The organism is Serratia sp. G204Y, from assembly GCF_051172435.1.
GTDB classification, from domain to species: Bacteria; Pseudomonadota; Gammaproteobacteria; order Enterobacterales; family Enterobacteriaceae; genus Serratia; species Serratia sarumanii.
The window spans coordinates 1,219,298-1,237,965 of record NZ_JBPIZA010000001.1 but is presented as its reverse complement, the minus strand read 5'-3'; the positions used below and the strand labels follow the sequence as shown (position 1 = coordinate 1,237,965).

The 18,668-nt window shown below is 61.8% G+C and carries 14 protein-coding genes; 9 read left to right on the top strand and 5 right to left on the bottom strand.

Features of this window, described 5'->3' with window-relative positions; genetic code table 11:
• Positions 1–43: 43 nt before the first annotated feature.
• Positions 44–268 carry an MbtH family protein gene (locus tag ACSBQQ_RS05975; protein WP_033648496.1) on the bottom strand — a complete coding sequence of 75 codons (225 nt, stop codon included), beginning with the start codon at positions 266–268 and terminating at the stop codon, positions 44–46.
• A gap of 30 nt (positions 269–298) precedes the next feature.
• Positions 299–1,606: an enterochelin esterase gene (fes, locus tag ACSBQQ_RS05970; RefSeq protein ID WP_230200361.1), complete on the bottom strand. Its 1,308-nt coding sequence runs from the start codon at positions 1,604–1,606 to the stop codon at positions 299–301.
• 200 nt (positions 1,607–1,806) lie between these two features.
• Between fes and ACSBQQ_RS05965 the strand changes: the two genes are divergently transcribed.
• The gene (locus ACSBQQ_RS05965) at positions 1,807–3,996 is read left to right on the top strand and encodes a TonB-dependent siderophore receptor (RefSeq protein ID WP_048321587.1); all 2,190 of its coding nucleotides are present in this window, start codon (positions 1,807–1,809) and stop codon (positions 3,994–3,996) included.
• A gap of 50 nt (positions 3,997–4,046) precedes the next feature.
• Here ACSBQQ_RS05965 and ACSBQQ_RS05960 read toward each other — a convergent pair whose 3' ends face one another.
• A complete protein-coding gene (locus ACSBQQ_RS05960; RefSeq protein ID WP_033648347.1) occupies positions 4,047–4,667 on the bottom strand; it encodes a helix-turn-helix transcriptional regulator in 621 nt (206 codons plus the stop codon).
• A gap of 604 nt (positions 4,668–5,271) precedes the next feature.
• Between ACSBQQ_RS05960 and ACSBQQ_RS05955 the strand changes: the two genes are divergently transcribed.
• A complete protein-coding gene (locus tag ACSBQQ_RS05955; protein WP_033648348.1) occupies positions 5,272–6,546 on the top strand; it encodes a Glu/Leu/Phe/Val family dehydrogenase in 1,275 nt (424 codons plus the stop codon).
• A 39-nt stretch (positions 6,547–6,585) separates the two neighbouring features.
• Here the strand turns inward: ACSBQQ_RS05955 and ACSBQQ_RS05950 are convergent, their stop codons facing one another.
• A complete protein-coding gene (locus ACSBQQ_RS05950; protein ID WP_033648349.1) occupies positions 6,586–8,124 on the bottom strand; it encodes a long-chain-fatty-acid--CoA ligase in 1,539 nt (512 codons plus the stop codon).
• Positions 8,125–8,258: 134 nt separating this feature from the next.
• Here ACSBQQ_RS05950 and ACSBQQ_RS05945 point away from each other — a divergent pair, with 134 nt between their 5' ends.
• The 7 genes from ACSBQQ_RS05945 (at position 8,259) to ACSBQQ_RS05915 (ending at position 18,156) form a co-directional block, all read left to right on the top strand.
• On the top strand, positions 8,259–8,828 hold the full coding sequence (locus ACSBQQ_RS05945) for a DJ-1/PfpI family protein (RefSeq protein ID WP_033634573.1): 570 nt from the start codon (positions 8,259–8,261) through the stop codon (positions 8,826–8,828).
• A 155-nt stretch (positions 8,829–8,983) separates the two neighbouring features.
• Positions 8,984–10,144: an efflux RND transporter periplasmic adaptor subunit gene (locus tag ACSBQQ_RS05940; RefSeq protein WP_269454185.1), complete on the top strand. Its 1,161-nt coding sequence runs from the start codon at positions 8,984–8,986 to the stop codon at positions 10,142–10,144.
• Positions 10,141–13,305, top strand: a complete 3,165-nt coding sequence (locus ACSBQQ_RS05935) for an efflux RND transporter permease subunit (protein WP_060428058.1) — start codon at positions 10,141–10,143, stop codon at positions 13,303–13,305. The genes ACSBQQ_RS05940 and ACSBQQ_RS05935 overlap by 4 nt, the downstream gene beginning before the upstream one ends.
• The gene (locus tag ACSBQQ_RS05930; RefSeq protein WP_060428056.1) at positions 13,305–14,783 is read left to right on the top strand and encodes an efflux transporter outer membrane subunit; all 1,479 of its coding nucleotides are present in this window, start codon (positions 13,305–13,307) and stop codon (positions 14,781–14,783) included. Before ACSBQQ_RS05935 ends, ACSBQQ_RS05930 begins: the two co-directional genes overlap by 1 nt.
• A 62-nt stretch (positions 14,784–14,845) precedes the next feature.
• The gene (locus ACSBQQ_RS05925) at positions 14,846–17,401 is read left to right on the top strand and encodes a heavy metal translocating P-type ATPase (RefSeq protein WP_060428055.1); all 2,556 of its coding nucleotides are present in this window, start codon (positions 14,846–14,848) and stop codon (positions 17,399–17,401) included.
• Positions 17,402–17,413: 12 nt separating this feature from the next.
• On the top strand, positions 17,414–17,884 hold the full coding sequence (cueR, locus tag ACSBQQ_RS05920) for a Cu(I)-responsive transcriptional regulator (protein ID WP_033653133.1): 471 nt from the start codon (positions 17,414–17,416) through the stop codon (positions 17,882–17,884).
• Between the two features lie 74 nt (positions 17,885–17,958).
• Positions 17,959–18,156 carry a heavy-metal-associated domain-containing protein gene (locus ACSBQQ_RS05915; protein ID WP_170310378.1) on the top strand — a complete coding sequence of 66 codons (198 nt, stop codon included), beginning with the start codon at positions 17,959–17,961 and terminating at the stop codon, positions 18,154–18,156.
• 8 nt (positions 18,157–18,164) lie between these two features.
• Here ACSBQQ_RS05915 and ACSBQQ_RS05910 read toward each other — a convergent pair whose 3' ends face one another.
• On the bottom strand, positions 18,165–18,524 hold the full coding sequence (locus ACSBQQ_RS05910) for a DUF1493 family protein (RefSeq protein WP_060428052.1): 360 nt from the start codon (positions 18,522–18,524) through the stop codon (positions 18,165–18,167).
• Between the last annotated feature and the right edge of the window lie 144 nt (positions 18,525–18,668).

Genomic DNA, 18,668 nt, shown 5'->3' with positions numbered 1-18,668 from the left:
TCCTTTTCCTCAAACGGAATGTATCGATGTGGCTGTCTGGCGCTTAACGCGCCGCATCCGCCGCTTTCAAGGCCGCCGGCCGCATGTCCTGCCAGTGCGTTTCGATGTAGTCGATGCATTCGCCGCGCGACGCCGGCCCCATCAGCACGCGCCACCCCTGCGGCGCGTCGGCAAACTGCGGCCACAGCGAATACTGCTGCTGCGCGTTGACCAAAACGGAGAAACGGAGGCTTTCGTCATCGAACGGGTTTTGTTGTTCCTGAGTCATTTTCATTACCTGTCTGTCAAAATGTGTGGGTTATTCCATCCCGGAAAGCAGCTGGCGTACGCCGTCCACCAGGCCGCCGCGCCAGCAGAGCGCGTCATGTCCGCCGGAAAACACGCGGTAGTCGGCGCGGTGCCCCGCCGCCGTCAGCGCCTCGTGCATCTGGCGATTGACGAATTCGATATCCGCCTCCCGATCGCCGGCCTGTTGGATCACGTTGAGCGCTGGCGCCGCCGCGTCGCGTTGCCGAACCTGGCGTATCAGCCAGCCTTCCTCCAGTTCGTGGCGTTTTTCGAACTGGGTAACGAATTGCACCGTAGGCCACCAGAAGGAACCGGACTGGCTCAGCACGTGGCCGAAACGTTCCGGCCAGTGCACACCGGCATATAACGCCGCCAGCCCGCCGTAGCTCTGGCCGGCGACGACGGTGCGCGCCCCTTCCTCGCTGAACGCTTCGCGCTTCTGCGCCTGCGGCAGCAGCTCATCGATGATTGCCTGCCAGAAGGCGGCGTTGCAGGGCAGCTCGTTTTCCCGGTGTTCGCCGTCGATCGCATCGATCAGCAGCCAGCACGCGGGCGGCAGCCGTCCTGTTGCGGTTTCGTTCTCGATCACCGGCAGCAGCGCGTGCCTTTCGATCCAGTTTTGGCCGTCGAGCAATAACACCAGCGGGCGATTCGCTTTCACCGCCGCGTCGCCGCTGGCATACAGCCAGACGCGCCGCTGCGTGCCGAGCCGTTCGCTGTGCCACTGAAAACGCTGTAGCCGCGCCTCGTCCAGCGGCCGATCGGCGGCCTGCCAGGCGCTTTGGTCGTCAGCATCCGGCCCCTGGGCCAGGGAAACCGGGCGCGGACGATGCGAAGGCCCCAGCGAGAGGCGATTCAACGGATCGGCGATCGCCAGTGGAAACAGCGAAATCCACCAGGCGCGCTGCTGGCGATCGCGCAGCGTTTCGTCGTCGCTGAAGACGGGAGGAAGATCCCGGTCTGTGACGGGGATCAGGCTGTAGCTGCCGCGCCAGCGGCGATCGATAACGGCCGCGCCGTACCAAACGTCGGTGCCGGGCAGCCTGGTCAGGCTGCTGGGGGACGTGCTGTGGTGATCGGTTATGCCGTTGATATCGGCATAAACGCGGCGAATCGGCGAGCGCCGCTCATCGCCGGCAGGATCGCGCCATAGCCAGGTCATTTTGACGTGGCGGTCATCGTGCGGCTCGACGATGGGCGTGCCGTGAGAGGCCACCTTCTGCCACCACTCGGGCTGCCCCGCCGCCTCTTCACGCAGCCACTGCGCCGCCAATCCCTCATGACCGTTGCCTGGCCTCTTTTCCGGCAAAAACTCCATAGCGCCCCTTACATAACATGAGTGATTTTTACAAAACCTGACAATCGTATTGATACTCATTATCGTTTTCAATACTATTTGTCGGATTTTTACCGTCGTGCGCACACGGCGTTTCCGTATCGACGGGTAAAGACCGCTCGCCGATATTTCGGGGTTTATCAGGGTTGCATGACACACAACGCAGGTATGCAGGAGAGATAATGAAGATTAAAAACAAAGGGATAGACAATTCGAATGCGGAAGCGACGGCCGCCAAGCGGTTGTTGCTGGGCTCGGCGCTGGCCTTACTGCCCTTCGCGCCACACGCGTCCGCCGCGGCGGACGAGACGATTTTGGTGACCGCCGACGCGCAAAACAGCGTGACCGCGCCGGTCAAAGGGATCGTCGCCAAAGAGAGCGCCGCCGGCACCAAGACCGCCGCCGCTCTGCGCAAAACGCCGCAGTCCATCTCGGTGGTCACGCGCGAGCAAATGAACGACCAGGAACCGGCGTCGGTCGCCGACGCGCTGAACTACACCAGCGGAGTGATCACCACCTACCGCGGCAACTCCAACCGCAATGACGAAGTGATCAGCCGCGGCTTCCGCTATGCGCCCAAGCTGCTCGACGGCCTGCACTTTGGCCTCTCGAGCCAAAACGGCGGCGCCGGGCAGATCGATCCCTGGCTGCTGGAGCGCGTGGAGATGGTGCACGGCCCGGCCGGCGTGCTGTACGGCCAGGTCAGCCCCGGCGGCGTGGTGGTGATGACCAGCAAGCGCCCTACCGCCCAGAGCATTCACGAAGTCAAATTCAGCACCGGCAACCGCCATCTGGCGGAAACGGCGTTCGATTTCGGCGGCAAACTCAACGACGACAACACCCTGTTCTATCGCCTGAACGGTATCGCCAGAACCGAGCATGAGTTTGTCAAAGACAGCAAGCAGCAACGGGTGGCCATCGCGCCGGCCTTCACCTGGCTGCCGAACGAAGACACCAGCTTTACGCTGCTGACCAGCTACCAGAACGATCCGAAAGCCGGGTCGCGCAACTTCCTGCCGCGCGCCGGCACGCTGTTCCCGACCAGCGCGGGCTATGTGCCCTACGACTTCAACGTCAGCGAACCCAGCTTCAACAAGTCGCGGCGCGAGCAGGCGTCGATCGGCTACAGCCTCGAGCATAACTTCAGCGATGCGCTGTCGTTTACCCAGAACCTGCGCTTCACCCACCGCGATGAAGACTATAAATATCTGGTTTATAACGTAAACTCTGACGTCAATGACCACACCGTCACCCGCATGGCGCAGCATGAAACGCAGATGAGCAACGAGTTTGGCGTGGATAACCAGCTGAAGGGGCTGTTCGACACCGGCGAGGTGAAGCATACGGTGCTGGGCGGGCTGGATTACCGCTACAGCCATATCGATTCGAAGATGTATCGCGATCGCGGCAACGACTACCCGATCGACTGGGCCAACCCGGTTCGCCCCAGCATCGATGGCAGCACGCTGGCGCTGGCTTCCAGCGATTTGAAGACGCTGAATCAGGTCGGAGTGTATCTGCAGGACCAGCTGGAGTGGAATAACTGGAACCTGCTGCTGTCCGGCCGTCAGGACTGGTCGCAGGTCAACACCCGCGATCGCACCAGCGGCGGCAAGGAGCAGACCTACAACGACGCCCAGTTCACCGGCCGTGCGGGCCTGCTTTACGCCTTCGACAACGGCATTTCGCCGTATGTCAGCTACAGCACTTCGTTCGATCCTAACCTGTACCCGAGCGCGCCGGGCGCCGATCCGCTCAAGCCGACCACCGGCAAACAAACCGAGATGGGCGTGAAGTACCAGATCCCGGGCGGCAACACCCTGCTGACCCTCTCCTGGTTCGACATTACCCAGCGCAATGTGGCGTCTTACAACCGTCTCACCTCCGCCTACGAGCAGATCGGCGAGGTGAAATCCAAAGGGATTGAGGCGGAAGTACATGCCCAGCCGACGCCGGAGATCAAGCTGACCGCCGCCTATACCTACACCGACGTGGTGACCAAAGACTCCAACTCGGCGGACGAAATCGGCCACAGCCCGGCGGGCATCCCGCGTCACGCGGCTTCCGCCTGGGGCAGCTACAGCTTCCTGAGCGGCGCGCTGAACGGCCTGACCGTCGGCAGCGGCGTACGTTACATCGGCGATGCGCCGGCCGACGCCATCGGTCAGTACGATGTGCCGCACTACACGCTGTACGACGCCATGGTGAAATATGACCTTGGCCAGGCCTCGTCGGCGCTGCGCGGTGCGGCTCTCCAGCTCAACGTGCAGAACCTGACGGACAAGAAATACGTTTCATCCTGCAGCGGCGAGTACGCCTGTTTCTATGGCAGCGGCCGCAGCATCATCGCTTCGGTCAACTACCGCTGGTAACGAAAATGGGCGGCCAGCGCCGCCCATTTCTTCCACCTTTCCCGCCGCCTTTACTCCTGCTTCAATTCTCGCAAGTGCTTGTACACCGTGGCGCGCCCCATCGACAGCACGTTGGCGATGTAGTCCGCGGCGCTTTTGGCCTTGAACGCCCCCTGATGATAGAGATCGCTGACCAGCCGCCGTTTCTGTTCGCGGCTCAGCGCGCCGAGCGCGGCGTTTTCGCGCCGCAGCCAGTCGTGCAGGAAGGTGTTGATCTTCTCCTGCCAGTCATCTTTGAACAGCTGTTGCGGCTGCGGCTGCAGCCGCGTGACTGACAGGAACATGTCCAGCGCGTTGCGGGCGTCCTCGAACATTGCGGTGCTCAGGTTGATGCACAGCAGATAGCTGGGCTTGCCCTGCTCGTCGCGCGCGGCGATGCTCACCGAACGCATCTTTTTGCCGTCCCAGTTCAGCTTCTCATAGGGGCCGGTCACGCCGGCGCCGCCATCGAGCTCGAAGTCCTCCAGCCCGGCGTCATCGCCCGGTTTGCGCTTCGACAGGTTGTTGGCCAGATAGGCAATCTTGTTGGTGGCCAGATCGTGGATCACCACTTCCGCATTCGGGAAAAACAGCGCCGCGATGCCGTCGGCGACCGAGCGCAAAAGTTCGAGTTGAGAAGAAGAGTTCGGCACGCTGGGGGGTCTCCGTATAGCCCGGTTTGGTTTGCGGTTCAGCCGCTTAGCATACCGCAGTTGCCGCCGCTTGCCGAGTGGATGGCGTTGGCGTCTCCTTCACCGACGGCTGCGTCGCAAGCGCCTTTATTGTCCTTGCCGGGGATCGGTCACCCGTTCGTTTCAGGTGAACACGCTTTTCAGCCCGCTCTTCTGCCGCAACACATTAAAACAGCCTCGAATCATGCTCCTCTTTGCCAGGTAAAACACGGCGGCAGACGGCGTTTTAACAGGATTTTAACGCTGCCGAGGGGAAACGCCATTGTCAACATGGCTGTTAAATAAAATGAAACTTTTTGATCACATTCAAGCTTCTGAAAAATAGATAAAAAGGGTTTTTATGCGCTTTACATGCATAAATTATGCATGTGCTCGCTCACTGCCGACAAAAAGTAATTAACTATTCATTTACCACCCTGCAGGCGGCGAAAAACCGCCCGCTGGCCCGATGAGCGGGGGGCTAACAACCGGCATAATTAGTGGTAAATTTAGCGTCGCAAAGTGTTATGCGCTTGCTAATCCACGGTTAAACGAAATAAATACCTCTAATATATAAAGGTTGGTTATGGAAAAGCTATCCTACGCTTCAGACAGCAGCACCACCGCTTGGGCTACATATCTGCAACAAATCGATCGCGTCGCCCCTTACCTCGGCGAGCTGTCACGCTGGGTTGATACGCTGCGTCACCCTAAGCGCGCTTTGATTGTCGATATCCCGCTGCAGATGGACGATGGCACCATCCGTCACTTCGAAGGTTTCCGCGTACAGCACAACCTGTCGCGTGGGCCGGGCAAAGGCGGTATCCGCTTCCACCCTGACGTCGATCTGAACGAAGTGATGGCCCTGTCCGCCTGGATGACCATCAAGTGTGCCGCGGTCAACCTGCCGTACGGCGGCGCCAAGGGCGGCATCCGCGTCGACCCGTTCAAACTGTCTGAAGGCGAACTGGAGCGACTGACCCGCCGCTACACCAGCGAAATCGGCTTCATCATCGGGCCACAGAAAGACATCCCTGCGCCGGACGTCGGCACCAACGCCAAAGTGATGGCCTGGATGATGGACACCTACTCCATGAACCACGGCACCACCATCACCGGCGTGGTCACCGGCAAGCCAATCCACCTCGGCGGCTCCCTGGGCCGTGAGAAAGCGACCGGCCGCGGCGTGTTCGTCACCGGCAGTGAAGTGGCCAAGCGTCTTGGCGTGCAGATCGAAGGCGCCAAAGTGGCGGTGCAAGGCTTCGGTAACGTGGGCAGCGAAGCGGCTCGCCTGTTCGTTGGCGTCGGCGCGCGCGTCGTCACCATCCAGGACCACTCCGCCACCCTGTTTAACGCCGACGGCATCGACCTGGCCGCGCTGACCGAATACCAGACCAAGCACAAGCAGATCGCCGGCTTCCCTGGCGCCAGCGAGATCGAAAGCGAAGCGTTCTGGTCGGTCGACATGGACATCCTGATCCCTGCGGCGCTGGAAGGCCAAATCACCCGTGAGCGTGCCGAGATCCTCAGCGCCAAACTGGTGCTGGAAGGCGCTAACGGCCCGACCTTCCCAGAGGCGGACGACATTCTGCGCTCCCGTAACATCACCGTGGTTCCGGACGTTATCTGTAACGCCGGCGGCGTAACGGTCAGTTACTTCGAGTGGGTGCAGGACATGGCGAGCTACTTCTGGAGCGAGTCCGAGATCAACGAGCGTATGGACAAGATCATGACCGACGCCATGGTCCACGTCTGGAACAAGGCCGCAGAGAAAGAGTGCAGCCTGCGCACCGCCGCTTATATCGTGGCCTGTGAGCGCATCCTGACCGCACGTAAAGAGCGCGGCATCTACCCAGGTTGATGCCCGTATCCCGGCCTGCCCCGGCAGGCCGGGTTTTCCTCAGCGCAAACAGCGCTTCAACACCTTACCGGTGCTGGTCATCGGCAAACGCTCGACGAACTCGACGATGCGCGGATACTTGTACGCCGCCAGCCGTTCCCGGCTCCAGGCGATCAGCGTTTCTTCCTCGATCGGCTCCTCCGTCTCTTTCAACACCACCACCGCTTTGATCTCTTCGCCCAGCGACGGATGTTCGACGCCGATCACCGCCACCAACGACACCGCCGGGTGGCGAATCAGCGCCTCTTCAATCTCGCGCGGGTAGACGTTGAACCCGCCGCGAATGATCATGTCCTTGGCCCGATCGACGATGAAATAGAAGCCGTCGGCGTCGCGGCGCGCCAGATCGCCGGTGCGGAACCAGCCGTTTTCCAGCACCTCCGCCGTCGCCTCGGGGCGATTCAGATAGCCTTTCATGATGTTGTAGCCGCGCACCGCGATCTCCCCCACCTGATCGACAGCGTCGATCGGCTGCCCGGTGGCGTCGAGCAGGCGCACCTCCACGCCCCAGATCGGCTGGCCGATGGAGCCGGGCTTGGTCAGGCGGTGAGGATGGTTAAAGGTGGCGACCGGGCTGGTCTCAGACAGCCCGTATCCTTCGAGAATGTTGACGCCGAAGCGGCGCGAAAAATCCTCCAGGATCTGCACCGGCAGGCTGGCGCCGCCGGACACTGCCATACGCAGCGTGCTGCGCAAGCTTTCGATATCCGTGTGTTCATCCAGCGCATTCAACAGCGCCCAATACATGGTCGGCACCCCGGCGAAAAAGGTGATGCCGTGCCGTTGCATCAGCGCGATGGCCTGCGCGGCGTCGAAGCGCTCGACCAGCACCAGAGTGGCGGCGGAAGCGAACCCGGCGTTCATCTGCACCGTCGAACCAAAAGTGTGGAATAGCGGCAAGGTCACCAGGTGACGATCGGGGATCGTCTCCGAACCGTCGAACAGCCGCACCGATCCCAAGGCGTTAAGCACCAGATTGGCGTGGGTCAACTCCGCCCCTTTGGCGCGGCCGGTGGTGCCGCTGGTATACAGCACCACCGCGGTGTCGCTTTCGAGCGTCGCGGCCGAAGCGAATTCGGTAGCCTGTGCGGCTATCGCCGCGCTGAAACGTTCCCCCTCGAGCGGCAACCGATCGCCGATGATAAACACCTCACGGCACTGTTCCGCGTTCGCCGCCGCCCGCAGCGCTTCCTCCCCCAGCGGCAGGCCGCTGCTGCCTTCGAAACAAAACAGCGCCACCGCCGCCGAATCCGCCAGGTAATAGTCGAACTCCGCGCTCTTAAGCAGAATATTGAGCGGCACCACCACCGCGCCGCTTTTGAGAATGCCGTAATAGACAGCCGGAAACTCCGGCCGGTTCGGACAGGCCAGCGCCACCCGTTCACCGCGCCGCACGCCGCGCGCGACCAACAGATTTGCCACCCGGTTGGCCATGTCGTTCAGCGCCCGATAGCTGAGCGGTACATCGTCCTGTATCACCGCCGGCCGTTCCGGCCAGGTGCGCGCACTCTCTTCAAGCAAGGTAGCCAGATTCAGCATCGGGGATCCTCCCTGGGTTGAGCGGCGAGAAAAGCGCCGCAGTATCACGAGTATAGATAGGCGCTTCCCGGTTCGCATTCCCAGGGCCGCTGGGCTATACCTTAGGCAATCCCCATCCCGCAGGAGTTGTGATCATGAGCAAGAAAAAGATCCTGATGCTGGTCGGTGACTATGCCGAAGATTACGAAACCATGGTGCCGTTTCAGGCGTTGCAGATGATCGGCCATTGGGTGGACGCCGTGTGTCCCGGCAAAGCCGTCGGCGACTACATCATGACCGCGATCCACGATTTTGACGGCGCGCAAACCTACAGCGAGAAACCCGGCCACCGTTTCACCCTGAACGCCGACTTCGCCACCGCCAAAGAAGAGCACTACGATGCGCTCTTGATCCCCGGCGGCCGGGCGCCGGAATACCTGCGCCTGAATCCCGACGTGATCGCGCTGGTGCAGGCGTTTGACGCCGCGAAAAAGCCGATCGCCGCCGTTTGCCACGGCCCGCAGCTGCTGGCGGCGGCCGGGGTGTTGCAAGGCCGCACCTGCAGCGCCTACCCGGCCTGTGCGCCGGAGGTGCGGCTGGGCGGCGGCCATTATGCGGAGATCGGCATCGATCAGGCGCACGTCGACGGCAATCTGGTCACCGCCCCGGCCTGGCCGGCGCATCCGCAGTGGCTGGCGAAGTTCGTCGAGGTGCTGCAGAAATAGCCGTTCAGGGGATCGCACCAGATAGCGACGACGCGGCATCCCCTTTGCAATAAACCAAAAATCGCTTGACCTTCCCAACGTTGGAAGTCGGATAACGCGGGATGAACTGCTTCCACGCAGTGAATTCCACTGTCGACTTCGGTAGGAAAGGTCAAATGATGAAAGCCAAAACCATAATCCTGATCGCAGCGGCGATAAACGGCGCTTTCGCCGTTGCCGGCTGCAAAGAAAACCCGTCTTCGGCGACACCTGCGCCGCCTCCCCGAGTTCCTGTGGCTGATGTTTTAGTCCGCCCGATAACGCCCTTTGCCGAATTCACCGGTTCGCTGGCCGCGGTCAAGCACGTTGAGTTGCGGCCTCGGGTCGCCGGTTATGTGCTGGCGGTAAATGTGCCGGAAGGTCGCCTGATAGAAAAAGGCCACCCGCTCTTTCTCATCGATCCGCGGCCATTTCAAGCCGCGCTGAACGAGGCGACGGCGCGTTTGCAAGAAGCGGAAGCCGCCTCAACGCTAGCCCAGGCCGACTATGTGCGCGCTAAGACGTTGTTCAATAAAAACGTTATCGCCCGCGATCGGTTTGATTCGGCCACCGCCATGATGAAAGCGAGCAATGCGCAGGTCAACGCAGCGAAAGCGGCGCGGGAGGCGGCAAAGTTGGATCTGGAGTTCACCCGCGTCACCGCGCCGATTGCCGGACGCGTAGGCCAGACGCTCGTCACCGAAGGCAACTATGTCACCGGCGGCGTCACGCCGCTCACCACGCTGGTCTCGGTCGATCCACTCCACGTCTATTTCGATGTGGATGAACGCACCTATTTGCAATCGTTGACCGCGTGGCGCAATAAAACGGCGCCACCTGACATTCGGGTATCGGTGGCGTTACTTGCAGACAAAACCTATTCCCGGCGCGGGCGCGTCGATTTCCAGTCCAATACCGCCGACCGCACGACGGGAACGGTGCGCCTGCGCGCGGTGATCGATAACCCGGATGGGCGACTGTCACCTGGGTTGTTCGCCAGAGTCAAGCTGGAAACCGGCGCGCCGCAGGCCAAGATCCTGATCGCCGACCAATCGATTGGCACCGATCAAAACCGGCGCTATGTCCTGGTCGTCGATGAGAATGACAAAACCGAATACCGCCCCGTTGAACTTGGCCCGGTCGTTGAAGGACTGCGCGTGATAGAGCACGGCCTGCGGCCGGGAGAACGCATCGTCGTGAAAGGGCTGGTGCGCCCCGGCATGTCAATCACGCCGCAGCCCGCCGAGATTGACGGCGCGCCTATCGAGCAATTGAACGCTGCGGGAGACGCGACATGACTTTCCCTCGTTTCTTCATTAAACGCCCGATCTTCGCCATCGTGCTCTCCATCTTGACGCTGATCGCCGGCACCGTGGCGTTATTCCAGTTGCCGCTCAGCGAATACCCTGCGGTTACGCCGCCTACCGTACAAGTGACGGCGTCTTACCCCGGCGCCAACCCGAAAGTGATCGCGGAAACGGTGGCCGCACCGCTTGAGCAAGCCATCACCGGCGTCGAAGGCATGCTTTACATGTCTTCACAGGCGGCGACCGACGGCCGAATGACGTTGACCGTCACCTTTGCCCAGGGAACGAATGCCGACATGGCGCAGATCCAGGTGCAAAATCGGGTCGCGCGCGCGTTACCCCGCTTGCCTGCAGAGGTACAGCACCAAGGCGTAGTGACGCAGAAAACCTCACCGGACATCCTGATGGTGGTGCATCTCCTGTCGCCTGACCAACGCTACGATCCGCTTTATATCTCAAATTACGCTTATCTGCAGGTTCGTGATGAACTGTCCCGCATTCCGGGCGTCAGCGATGTCCAGGTCTGGGGAGCCGGCGAATACAGCATGCGGCTCTGGCTGGATCCGGATCTGATCGCCGCGCGCGGGCTAACCGCCGGCGATGTGATCGCTGCGGTGCGCGAGCAAAACGTTCAGGTGGCGGCCGGTTCCGTCGGTCAGGCGCCCGATTCCAATGCCGCATTTCAGGTTACGGTCAATACCCTCGGCCGTCTGGCCGATGAGAAACAGTTTGGCGATATCATCATCCGCACCGGCAGCGACGGCCGGGTGACCCGCTTGCGCGACGTCGCCCGTATAGAAATGGGCGCCGATGCGTATGCGCTGCGCAGCCTGCTCGACGGCGAGCCGGCCGTCGCGCTGCAAATCATTCAGAGCCCGGGCGCCAACGCGCTGGACGTCGCTCAGGCGGTCAGAGCGACCGTCAAGCGCCTGGAGGGCAACTTTCCTGCCGGACTCAGTTCACGGATCGCCTACGATCCCACGGTTTTCGTGCGGGCATCGCTCGAGTCGGTTGTGACGACCCTGCTGGAAGCGATCCTGCTGGTGGTGATCGTGGTAGTGGTGTTCCTGCGCAGCTGGCGAGCCTCGCTGATTCCGCTGCTCGCGGTGCCGGTTTCGCTGGTCGGCACGTTCGCCATCATGTACTTGATGGGCTTCTCTCTCAATACGCTGTCCCTGTTCGGTTTGGTATTGTCTATCGGCATCGTCGTCGATGACGCGATCGTGGTGGTGGAAAACGTCGAACGACACATCGAAAACGGCAAAACGCCGCAGCAAGCCGCGCGACTCGCCATGAATGAAGTCACCGGGCCGATCGTCGCCATCACCTCGGTGCTGGCCGCAGTTTTCGTTCCAACAGCGTTCCTGAGCGGTTTACAGGGCGAGTTTTACCGACAGTTCGCGCTGACCATCGCCATTTCAACCCTGCTGTCGGCGCTCAATTCGCTTACGCTCAGCCCGGCGCTGGCGGGCATGTTGCTGCGGCCTCATCCGGCGAAACCTCGCGCTCCCGGCCGCATTGGGCGCGTCTTGCAAGCCGCTGTCCGGCCTTTCCAACGCGCGCCGGACGCGTATGCCAATGCCGTGCGTAAAACGGTGCGCGTCCGCGGGATGGCGCTGGCTATTTACGGCGGGCTGCTCGTTCTGACGTTTTTCAGCTTCCAGGCCGTTCCGCCGGGCTTCGTGCCCATGCAGGATAAGTACTATCTGGTGGGCATCGCCCAACTGCCCAATTCGGCCTCGCTGGATCGCACCGATGCGGTCGTTAAACAGATGTCGAAGATCGCGCTGGCGGAACCCGGGGTGGAAAGCGTCGTGGCCTTTCCGGGGCTGTCGATTAACGGCTTCGTCAATGTGCCGAACGCCGCCGTGATGTTCGTCATGCTCGATCCGTTTAAAGATCGCGCCACGCCCGACCTGGCTGCCTCCGCCATAGCCGGTCGGCTGCAGGCGAAATTCGCCGACATTCCCGATGGTTTCCTCGGCGTATTTCCGCCACCGCCCGTTCCCGGTCTCGGCGCTACCGGCGGATTCAAGATGCAGGTGGAGGATCGCAGCGGTGCGGGGCTCGAGTCCCTGGTTGAGCACACGCGGATCCTGATGATGAAAGCCACCGAATCGGGCCAGGTCGCCGGTCTGATGACCAGTCTGGATATCAACGCGCCGCAGCTCGATGTGGTTATCGACCGCACTCAGGCGCAAAGTCAGGGTGTCAGCCTGGCGGATGTGTTCGAGTCGCTGCAAATCTACCTCGGCTCGCTTTACATCAACGATTTCAACCGATTCGGCCGCACCTACAAAGTCACCGCTCAGGCCGATGCCGTCCATCGCATGCAGGCCGAAGCTATCGGCCGGCTGCAGGTGCGCAACGCAGCCGGCGACATGCTGCCGCTGTCTTCCTTTGTCACCGTTACGCCCGGCTCCGGCCCGGATCGCATCATTCGTTACAACGGCTATCCATCGGCTGATATCTCGGGCGGTGCGGCGATGGGCGTCAGTTCCGGTCAGGCGGCTGCATTGATGGAGCGCTTGGCGAAAGAGACGCTGCCGGAAGGCATGACCGTCGAATGGACCGATCTCACCTATCAGCAAAAGCTCGCGGGCGACGCGGCGCTGTTCATTTTTCCGCTGTGCGTGCTGCTCGCCTATCTCATTCTGGCCACGCAATACAACAGCTGGCTACTGCCTTTGGCCGTGCTGCTGATCGTGCCGATGTGTCTGTTGAGCGCCATGATTGGCGTCTGGCTGCTGGGCGGCGACAACAACGTTTTCGTGCAAATAGGCCTCATTGTGCTGGTCGGCCTGGCCGCCAAAAACGCCATTCTGATCGTCGAGTTCGCCCGCAGCCTGGAGGATGAAGGCGCCAACGCGCTCGAGGCGGTGATTAAGGCCTGCCGGCTGCGATTAAGACCGATAGTGATGACTTCAATCGCGTTTATCGCCGGCGTTATTCCGTTGATCTTCGCCAGCGGCGCGGGGGCGGAAATGCGCCATGCCATGGGGGTGGCGGTCTTCGCCGGCATGCTGGGCGTGACCTTGTTCGGCCTGTTCCTGACGCCGGTCTTTTACGTCGTGATTCGCGGCCTGGCGACCCGATTCGAGCAATATCGTGCCAAAGCCAAAGCCAAAGCCAGCCGTAAGGAGCGAGTCTGATGAAAAATCTTCGTAGAACCTTGTTATTGCCGCTGAGCGCGCTCGCCTTGCTAACCGGATGTGCGGCGGTGGGCCCCGATTACTCGCCGCCTGTCGCCCGTCACCCTGCCGGCTTCGGCCAACCACCGGCGGGGCTGAGTGCCGGAAATTTCGAACTCGCCTGGTGGCGCCTCTTTGACGATCCTGCTCTCACGGATTTGGTTCAGCGCGCGTTGGCGGCGAACCATGATGTCGGTATCGCCGTCGCCCGAGTAGACGAAGCCAGAGCCCTGTTGCGTGAACAGCGGCAGGATTTCCTGCCGCGCGCCGGTGCCGCGCTGAGTTATGAGACGCGTCGACTGGGTGAAGCGGAGAAGCTGGCCGCCCAGCCACGCCATACGCAAACCTATCGCGGTGCGATTGATTCGACATGGGAAATCGATCTCTTTGGACACGTTCGGCGCTCGATTGAGGCCGCCCAGGCGCTGGCGGGAAGCCGCGAAGCGTTGCTGCGTGGCGTTCAGGCGGGCGTCGCTGCGGAAGTGGCCGCCACCTGGCTAGAACTGCGAGGTTTAGACGCCGAACTTAAGATGGTCGCCGAAATTAGCCACAGCCAGCGTGAAAGTTTGGTGCTGGTAAAAAAACAAATGAGCGCCGGCGCCGCCAGCGAATTCGACCGATTGCGCGCCGAGGCGCTATTGCGCAACGTCGAAGCGGCGACGCCAGAGCTGGAACGCCGCCGAGCCGCCGCCGTCAACGCATTGGCGACGCTGCTTGGCGAAATGCCCCAGACATTCCGCCCTCCTTCCGCCGAATGGGGAAGCCAGCCGCCAGTGCTGCGGACGATCGCCGTGGGCACGCCCGGCGCCCTGCTCGCCCGGCGCGCCGACATTGTGGCGGCTGAACGGGAACTTGCGGCAGCCACCGCCATGATTGGCGTGGAAACGGCGGCGCTCTACCCGCGCATCGAAGCGCGAGGTTCGATCGGGCTGGTCGCCGGCAACCTCGATGCGCTGACTGGCGCCGGTGCGTTCTCCGGTGTGATCAGCCCAGTGATTCGCTGGGCATTTCTCGATATCGGGCGCGTACGCGCCCGGATCGCCGCCAGCGAGGCGCGAACACAACAGGCGCTGTTGATTTACGAGCGGACGGTGCTGAGCGCGCTGCGCGAAACGGACGATGCTTTCAAAACCTATGCTGAGGCGGTCAGCACGTTGGATCTGCGGTTACTTGAGGCGGCGGCGAATCGCGAAGCGGCCCGGCTCGCCCAGACGCGTTTTGCCGCGGGCGAAGGCATTTATCTGGAGGTGCTCGAGGCAGAACGGGCCGACTTCGCCAGCCGGCGCGCATTGACGCAGGCCGGCACGCGTCAGCGGCTTGCCGTGGTGGGCATCTACAAAGCGCTCGGCGGCGGCTGGGAGACGTGCGCGGCGGCAAAAAACGATTGCCGTGGCGCGACCGGTTCGTTCATGACGGCAAAAATCGGCGATGAACCTTGACCTTCCCCCGATGGGAAGCTCTAGCCTTGCTGATACCAGCCACTCCTTTAAGGGCACATAACATGAATTCATCCAATGCCAACTTCCCCCAGCCTTCGTCCGCGCGTCTGAGTCTGCCGGTTGAAGGCATGACCTGCGCCTCCTGCGTCGGTCGCGTCGAGCGGGCCTTGACGGCGGTTCCCGGCGTGCAGGCGGCAACGGTCAATCTCGCCACCGAACGCGCCGACATCACGTTTACCGGCCAGGCGAATCCGCAGGCGGCGGCCCGCGCCATCGAAGGCGCCGGCTATACCGTGCGAGAAGAAACCACTGAGCTGGCGATCGAAAATATGACCTGCGCCTCCTGTGTCGGGCGGGTGGAGAAAGCGTTGAGCCAGGTCGCCGGCGTTACCGAAGCCAATGTCAATCTGGCGACCGAACGCGCGCGGGTGCGCTATCTGGCCGGCACCGTATCCCTGGAAGACCTCGCCGCTGCCGTCACCCGCGCCGGTTATACGCCTCGCCGCCTGACGGCGGATAGCCCCAGCGCGGACGACCAGGCCGCCGAACGGCGCGAAAATGAGTCACGCGCGTTGCGGCGCGCCCTGTTCGGCGCCGCCCTGTTCACCCTGCCGGTATTCCTGTTGGAAATGGGGTCGCACCTCATTCCCGCCATACATGAGTGGGTCATGGAGGGGTTGGGCGTGCAGACAAGCTGGTATATCCAGTTTGTCCTCACCACTTTGGTCTTATTTGGCCCCGGCCTGCGCTTCTTCCGCAAAGGCGTTCCTGCGCTGCTGCGCGGCGCCCCCGACATGAACTCGCTGGTTGCGGTCGGCACGGCGGCGGCCTACGGTTATTCGCTGGTCGCCACTTTCGCCCCCGGGGTGTTACCGCAGGGCACCGCCAACGTCTATTTCGAAGCCGCCGCCGTGATCGTCACGCTGATCCTGCTCGGACGCGTGCTGGAGGCGCGCGCCAAGGGGCGCACCTCACAGGCCATCAAACGGCTCGTCGGCCTTCAACCCAAGGTCGCACGCGTTGAACGGCATGGCGAAACGGTTGAAATCCCTCTCGAACAGGTGGTTGCCGGTGATGTGGTCTTCGTCCGGCCGGGGGAGAAAATCGCGGTGGATGGCGAAGTTCTGGAAGGCGCGTCTTATGTCGATGAAAGCATGATCACCGGTGAATCGGTGCCGGTCGAGAAAACCGTGGGGGCCGATGTGGTCGGCGGAACCATCAACAAAACCGGCGCGTTCAGTTTCCGGGCGACAAAAGTCGGCGCGAATACTGTCCTGGCGCAAATCATTCGATTGGTGGAGGAAGCGCAGGGTTCCAAACTGCCGATTCAGGCGTTGGTCGATAAGGTGACGATGTGGTTTGTTCCGGCCGTCATGGCGGCGGCGGTACTGACCTTTCTGGTTTGGCTGTTCTTCGGGCCGTCGCCCGCGCTGACCTTCGCGCTGGTGAATGCGGTCGCCGTGTTGATTATTGCCTGCCCTTGCGCCATGGGTCTGGCGACGCCAACCTCTATCATGGTCGGCACCGGGCGCGCCGCCGAGCTGGGCGTGCTGTTTCGCAAGGGCGAAGCGTTGCAGGCCCTGCGCGATGTGGGCGTTATCGCCCTCGACAAAACCGGCACGCTGACCAAAGGCCGCCCCGAGTTGACCGATCTGGTGCCCGCTGACGGTTTCGAATACCACGAAGTACTGGCCTTGGTCGCTGCGGTCGAGACACGGTCCGAACACCCCATCGCCGAAGCTATCGTCGCGGCGGCAAGAGAGCAGAATCTTACGCTCGCCGCTGTCGACAGTTTCGACGCCACACCCGGTTTCGGCGTAACGGCGCGCATCGGCCAACGCCGGATCTCCGTTGGCGCAGATCGCTTCATGATCAGGCTCGGGCTTGATGTGACACGTTTTCAGCCCGTCGCCGAGCGCCTCGGCGCCCAGGGGAAAAGCCCGCTTTATGCCGCCATTGATGGCCGTTTGGCTGCGGTGATCGCCGTTGCCGATCCGATTAAGGAAACAACGCCGGAAGCTATCGCTGCGCTGCATGCGCTTGGGCTCAAGGTTGCGATGATCACCGGCGACAATGCCGCGACGGCAGCGGCGATCGCCCGGCAATTGGGGATTGACGAAGTCGCGGCCGAAGTGCTTCCCGAAGGCAAGGTGGCGGCGTTGAAATCCTTCCGCAACAGCGGCGCGAAAGTCGCCTTCGTCGGCGACGGCATCAACGATGCGCCGGCACTGGCGGAGGCGGACGTTGGGCTGGCTATCGGTACAGGCACCGATGTGGCGATAGAAGCGGCCGATGTGGTGCTGATGTCGGGCGACCTGCGCGGCGTAGCCAACGCCATTGCGCTCAGCCAGGCGACGATCCGCAACATCAAGCAGAACCTGTTTTGGGCCTTCGCCTATAACGCCGTCCTGATCCCAGTGGCAGCCGGCGCGCTTTATCCCCTGAACGGCACGCTGCTTTCGCCTATTTTCGCCGCGGCCGCGATGGCGCTTTCCAGCGTTTTCGTCCTTGGCAATGCGCTGCGGCTCAAACGTTTCCAGGCGCCGATGGCCGTCGAGAGCCGCGCTGAAGCGGCGGCGGCAACCGCGCCACCCGGCGGAATATCGGCATCATCGTAACAGGAGGACAGGATGAACATCGGACAAGCAGCCCGGTTATCCGGCGTTTCGGCGAAGATGATTCGCTATTACGAGCAAATAGGCCTGATCCCGAGAGCGGCTCGCTCCGATGCGGGATACCGCCACTACGGCATGTCGGACGTGCATGGCCTGCGTTTTATCCGGCGCTCACGCGACCTGGGTTTTTCCGTTGAGCAGATATCTGCGTTGCTGATGTTGTGGCACGACCGCGAACGCGCCAGCGCCGATGTTAAAGCCGTAGCGCTATCCCATATCGCCGTGCTGAAAGCCAAGATTGCGCAACTGCAGACGATGGCGCAAACGCTGGAACGCCTTGCCGGCCATTGCCACGGCAATACGCGCCCCGATTGCCCTATTCTGGCGGGTTTAGCGCAACCGGTGGCGCTCATCGCGCCGCGCCAAACGCCGCATTTCGGGGTGATGCGCGAGCCGAAACCACGACGACCGCGTGAATCGTCATAAAAATAGTTTGACCCTGTCACGCTGGCAAGCTTTACCGTTATCAAACACCGTAATCGACGAGGAGAGTAAAAATGATTCGTTTTCATATTCCAGCCATGACCTGCGGCGGCTGCGCCAGTTCCGTCACCAGGGCGTTGCTGAACGTTGACCCGCAGGCGCGTATTCAAACCGATCCGGCCAGGCGGGAAGTGCTCATCGACAGTGCGTTGCACAGCGATGCCTTCGGCGCCGCGCTGGACGAAGCCGGTTTTCCTCCGGCCGAGCCGGATTAAGCGGCGCGTCAGGCCTGGCGCAGCTGTTCGATAAGAAAGTGGATATCGTACAGCCAGCGTTTGGCGCGCGCGGAACGCACCAGCATCGACACGCACAGCGGCCGGGGGTGTTCTTTGCAGGCGGAGGGGGAAAACCAGCGGCCGGTGTTGACCGGCGGTTGGAAATACAGCTCGTGGTTATAGTTGCCGCTGTCGACGCCGAAGGTATCGAAGTAGCGGCGCATCAGCGTATTGGAATCGCTGAACGACAGGTTGAGCTCGGTGTTGATCTCGGTTTCCGGGGTGATGACCACGCCTTTCTTCAGCCGCCCTGATGCGTTGAAGGCGGCGATAAGCGCGATGACCTGTTGCTGAATGTCTTCTGCCATGACGACCTCGAGCCGGTATGAATAAAAGAGGAATGCGGTTCTCTGTCTGACTCTGCCTGCCCCGGCGAGTTCTGGCCGCCGGCCGGGTTTTCCGTTTCTTTACACTTTCCATAAAAAAACCGCGCGCAGCCACACTCCCGGCGC